The 4138-nt window shown below is 48.8% G+C and carries 3 protein-coding genes and 1 pseudogene; 2 read left to right on the plus strand and 2 right to left on the minus strand.

What is annotated here, in order from left to right; genetic code table 11:
* Positions 1-301, minus strand: a pseudogene (locus E5987_RS12375) (nitrate reductase subunit alpha); the annotation flags it as partial.
* A gap of 36 nt (positions 302-337) precedes the next feature.
* Complete coding sequence (locus tag E5987_RS12380) at positions 338-1633, minus strand: MFS transporter (RefSeq protein ID WP_160336379.1); 1296 nt, start codon at positions 1631-1633, stop codon at positions 338-340.
* A 172-nt stretch (positions 1634-1805) separates the two neighbouring features.
* On the opposite strand from E5987_RS12380, the gene narJ reads away from it, so the two are divergent.
* Both narJ and E5987_RS12390 read left to right on the plus strand, forming a co-directional pair.
* Entirely contained in the window at positions 1806-2438 is a 633-nt protein-coding gene (narJ, locus tag E5987_RS12385) for a nitrate reductase molybdenum cofactor assembly chaperone (RefSeq protein ID WP_160336380.1), read from the plus strand.
* A gap of 12 nt (positions 2439-2450) precedes the next feature.
* A complete protein-coding gene (locus E5987_RS12390; RefSeq protein ID WP_160336381.1) occupies positions 2451-3374 on the plus strand; it encodes a DMT family transporter in 924 nt (307 codons plus the stop codon).
* Positions 3375-4138 lie beyond the last annotated feature (764 nt).

Raw genomic sequence — 4138 nt, forward strand, 5'->3', positions numbered from 1 at the left:
CCCCCCCCGCCCCCCCCGGGGCCCCCTTGTGGGATCCTTCGGGTTCCCCGGGGGGGGGGGGGCGCCTCCAATCTGTTTCCTGAGTTTCCCACACGACGATTCCGTCTTTTACGTAGACCTGCCAGCTGCATGAGCCGGTGCAGTTTACGCCGTGGGTGGAACGAACGATCTTATCGTGAGCCCAACGATCCCGATAAGCCTGTTCCCAGCCTCTGTCCTGCTCTACAACTTCACCCCAGCCGTCGGAGTATGAACCGACTTTCTTAGAGAAGAAGAGGGAGGACTTCATGATTCCGGACATATTGTTCTCCAGTGATTTATTGTTTTGGGGCGACGATTAGCAAAGATTCGAAGCGTTCTTTCTGTCGTAGTAGTAGAGGTTGATCAGAAGGATCGCGATGAATATCACTGTGGTGACGCCAAACATCATGCCGGCTCCGCATTCAGCAAGGAGCACGCCGATGGTGAAGGGGCCGTATGCGCCGATAGCGCTTGTCCAGCCGACAACTGCTCCGCCCTGAAGCGGCGGGAAGAGTACAGCCATTTGTTCGGTTGTAGAAGCATTGCCGACACCGGTCCAGAAGAAAATCCAGAACATCACAATGAGCCAAATCCAGCAACCTTCGACGCTGGTCGGTTTGTACCACCAGAGCGCAAGAAGACCGATGATGTTGCAGATTGCCATGATTGTGGTGACGCGGCCGCCTCTGATCTTATCGGAGACTTTACCCGCTCCTACACGGGAGAGTGCGCCGATGACCGGGCCGAGCCAAGCTAAAGCGACTGCGCTCGGAGCGCCTTCGATACCTGCGAATGTGTGGTTGCCGAGCAGGGCAAGCTGAGCGCCGAGGCCTGCGAAAGTCGCAAAGGTTCCGTAGTAGAAGAGGGTCATAAACCAAGTATGTTTATTGCCGAAAATCTTCCACTGATCTTTAAAGTCTGCGGTTACCGGGACGGAGCGCAGGCATAACCAGGCAAGAATGGTCACGATTGCGACAAGCGGAATCCAAATCCATGCGGCGTTCTGCAGCCAATAAGTAACGGTCTTGCCATCAGCAAGATGCGCGACTTGACCGTTTCCAAGAACGGAGAGGGCGGAGAAGCCGATCACAAGAGGCGTCACGAACTGCACGAGACCGGTACCGAAATCGGAGAGGCCGCCTTGGACGCCGAGTGCGAATCCGCGCTTATCTTTAGGGAAGAAGTAATTGGTACTTGCCATGAGGCCCGAGAATGTACCGCCGCCGATACCGCTCAGCAGAGCGAATCCTAAAAGGACCCAGTAAGGGGTATCAATATTTTGCACGGCATAAACCCAGCAGAAAAGCGGTATGAGCAGTAAGCCGGACGAAAGGGTGACCAGATAGCGCGTGCCGATTATCGGAGGAAGGAAGGTCCACACGATACGAAGCGTACCGGCGGAGAGACCGACCATGGCAACAAGCCAATAGAGTTCCCTGTGCGTCAGGGAGAAGCCAATTTCATTAAGGCGCGGAGCGAGGGATGGTACTAAGAACCAAGCGCAAAAGCCGAAAGTCAGGCTGAATGTACTGATCCAAACTGTTGTCCATGCGAGCGTCTTGTTCCATTGGGCCGGATTTTCAGGATTCCAAACCTTGATATCTGGACGCATATTATTTCCTTATCAAATATTCTGTTCCCGGATGTTTTATTCGGGATTACTCTTAGAATTCTAAAAGCGGGTCGTCCTTTGTAACTTATTGTTGTATCAATTTGAGCAGATTTTGCGGATATACCCGTAGGTTTTTAGATAGGATCGACTCAATTGAATAGGACAAAAAAACATGACTCCTGAATTAAAAGCCCTTGGGTGCCTTCTGCTGTATCCGGATGCGAATCTCATAGAAAGCTTGGGAGAGATTCAAAACTACATTGAGCGCTCATCTCTTATTTCTGAAAAATGGAAGACAGCGTTATCAGTGCTGATGCGCAGCATGCAAGAGGTTCCGCTCTCGGATTTTCAGAAACAGTATGTCGCAACGTTTGATATCGGCAAGCGGGCGAGTTTGAATCTTTTTGAGCACATGCACGGAGATTCACGCGATCGCGGTGCGGCAATGCTGAATCTAAGGCGGCTCTACTCGGATCATGGTTTAGAGGTTTCGAGCAATGAGATGCCGGACTTTCTTCCGATGCTTTTAGAGTTTCTGTCGGGACTCAGTTCTGAGGACGCGATGGTTTATTTAAAGAGCGCAGCAAAGCACATTGTCAAAATTGATCAGCAGCTGCAGAGAGAGGAATCTCCGTGGGAGGCGGTGACCGGTGCACTGCTTTCGTTAGCAGGTGAGGAACCAGACAGTGCTGAGATGACGCGAGAAGATCTTCTGCCGAGTCTGGAAGCCGAATCCTTTGATCAGCCGGTTAAGTTTGGATCATCAGCTGACCCGGTTCAGCAGGGCGTACATTTTAGGAAGTAACAGAGATTGAGTATGAATAAGCAGCTTCTCGGAATGGGGATGGCGGCACTTGCTGCCATATTTTGGGGAGCGATGGGTTCAGCAGGACAATATCTGCTTCAAAAATGCGGATTTGTGCCGCTGGATTTGATTTCTATCCGCATGCTTTTAGCGGGGTCTCTTTTTGTCGGGCTGGAGCTCTTTTTAAACAAAAGCAAAGTGTTTGCGCCGTTCCGCAGTGTTTCTTCTTTTGTACAGCTTTTAATTTATACCGCGACGATTATCGGGACGCAGCTCACTTACTTTGTGTGTATTCAGTACAGCAACGCGGCTGTCGCAGGAGTCCTGACGGCTACGGTTCCGCTTTGGGTGATGCTGTTTATGGCGGTGTTTCAGCACCAGAGACTTTCTCTTAAAGAGATTCTCTGCGGTGCGGCTGCCGTCATCGGTGTTTTTCTGATCGTCACGGGCGGCTCATTAAAGAGTCTGAATGTTTCGATGATGGGGCTGATAATGGGACTCGGTTCCGGGCTTACCGGGGCGCTGTATGTTATCCTTCCGCAGAAGCTGATCAAGCAGGTTGGGTCGGGCACAGTAACGAGCTGGGCGCTTTTGCTGACCGGTGTCGCTGTAACACTCTTCAATCATTTTTGGAATGAATCGCTTAATTGGTCGCTTGGTGCGGTATTGGCTTACGCCTTTATTGTGATTTTTGGGACGATTGCGGCCTTTTGGCTGTTTCAGGCGGCTGCCGAGCTGATTCCTTCGGACGTGGCCGGAATGATGGAGACGCTGGATCCGGTTTCAGCGACGGTGCTGGGCGTTCTGTTTCTCGGTTTGACGGTGAATATCTGGGAGCTGATCGGAGGTGTTTTAATTTTAGCGACGGTCGTGGTTTTGGCGATTCCTTCGAAACATCCGAGTTTATATAAGCACAAGCGTGGAAACGGCAGTTAATGTCCCCGTGAAAGTCAGTGCGTTGCCCGTAGGATTCCACTAGTGGAAAAACTAATATTGTTTTCACTTAGGATTGTCCCGCATTTTTATCATGAAATGAAAGGACAAATCGTCTGAAACTTAAATAGTATTTAACGCTGAAAATATAAATTAAATTGAACTTGCAACTCTGTGAGCTATAGCATTTTCTACTATTGTCAGAATAAGTTAGTCTAATTCAATTAGATATGATTTTATACATTAAGTTTTAGCTATCCTGCTGTGTTGGTGTTAAATATAAATTGAACAAAATTATGATAGCTAAAAAGCGTGATACTTAATTTTTTCTTTTGGTATTCATCCTTTATCTAAGTTGCATTGAGCTTCATCTGATATAAAATCGGAAACATAAATAATACAAAACCTGAGGTAAGAAAATGCAATATTCCACTCGTGTATTGAGCGTGTTGCGGTTAAATAGAACCAGCTCTTCGTGCTTAGAAGGACGAGATCAACGTCGCTTTTATACCCCCCCCCGTATTTAATCAAAGTCGATATTGTCTAAACATAAATTTTGATACCAACGAGCGAGCGTCTGAAATATTGCAGAATCTAGAGCCTCTAGCAGAGGCTCAGCTTTTAATCTGAAGGCATCTTCTTTAGAAGTCTGTCTCTTCTTCGTCGTCTTCGTAGACCTGCGCCTTTTCAGGCTCTGCATCAGGAACCGGAACCCCGAGGGCTTCAAATAACATCCGTCTTTTCCCTGCGATTTCACCGAAGTAGTA

The organism is Parasutterella muris, from assembly GCF_009767915.1.
Taxonomy (GTDB): Bacteria; Pseudomonadota; Gammaproteobacteria; order Burkholderiales; family Burkholderiaceae_F; genus Parasutterella; species Parasutterella muris.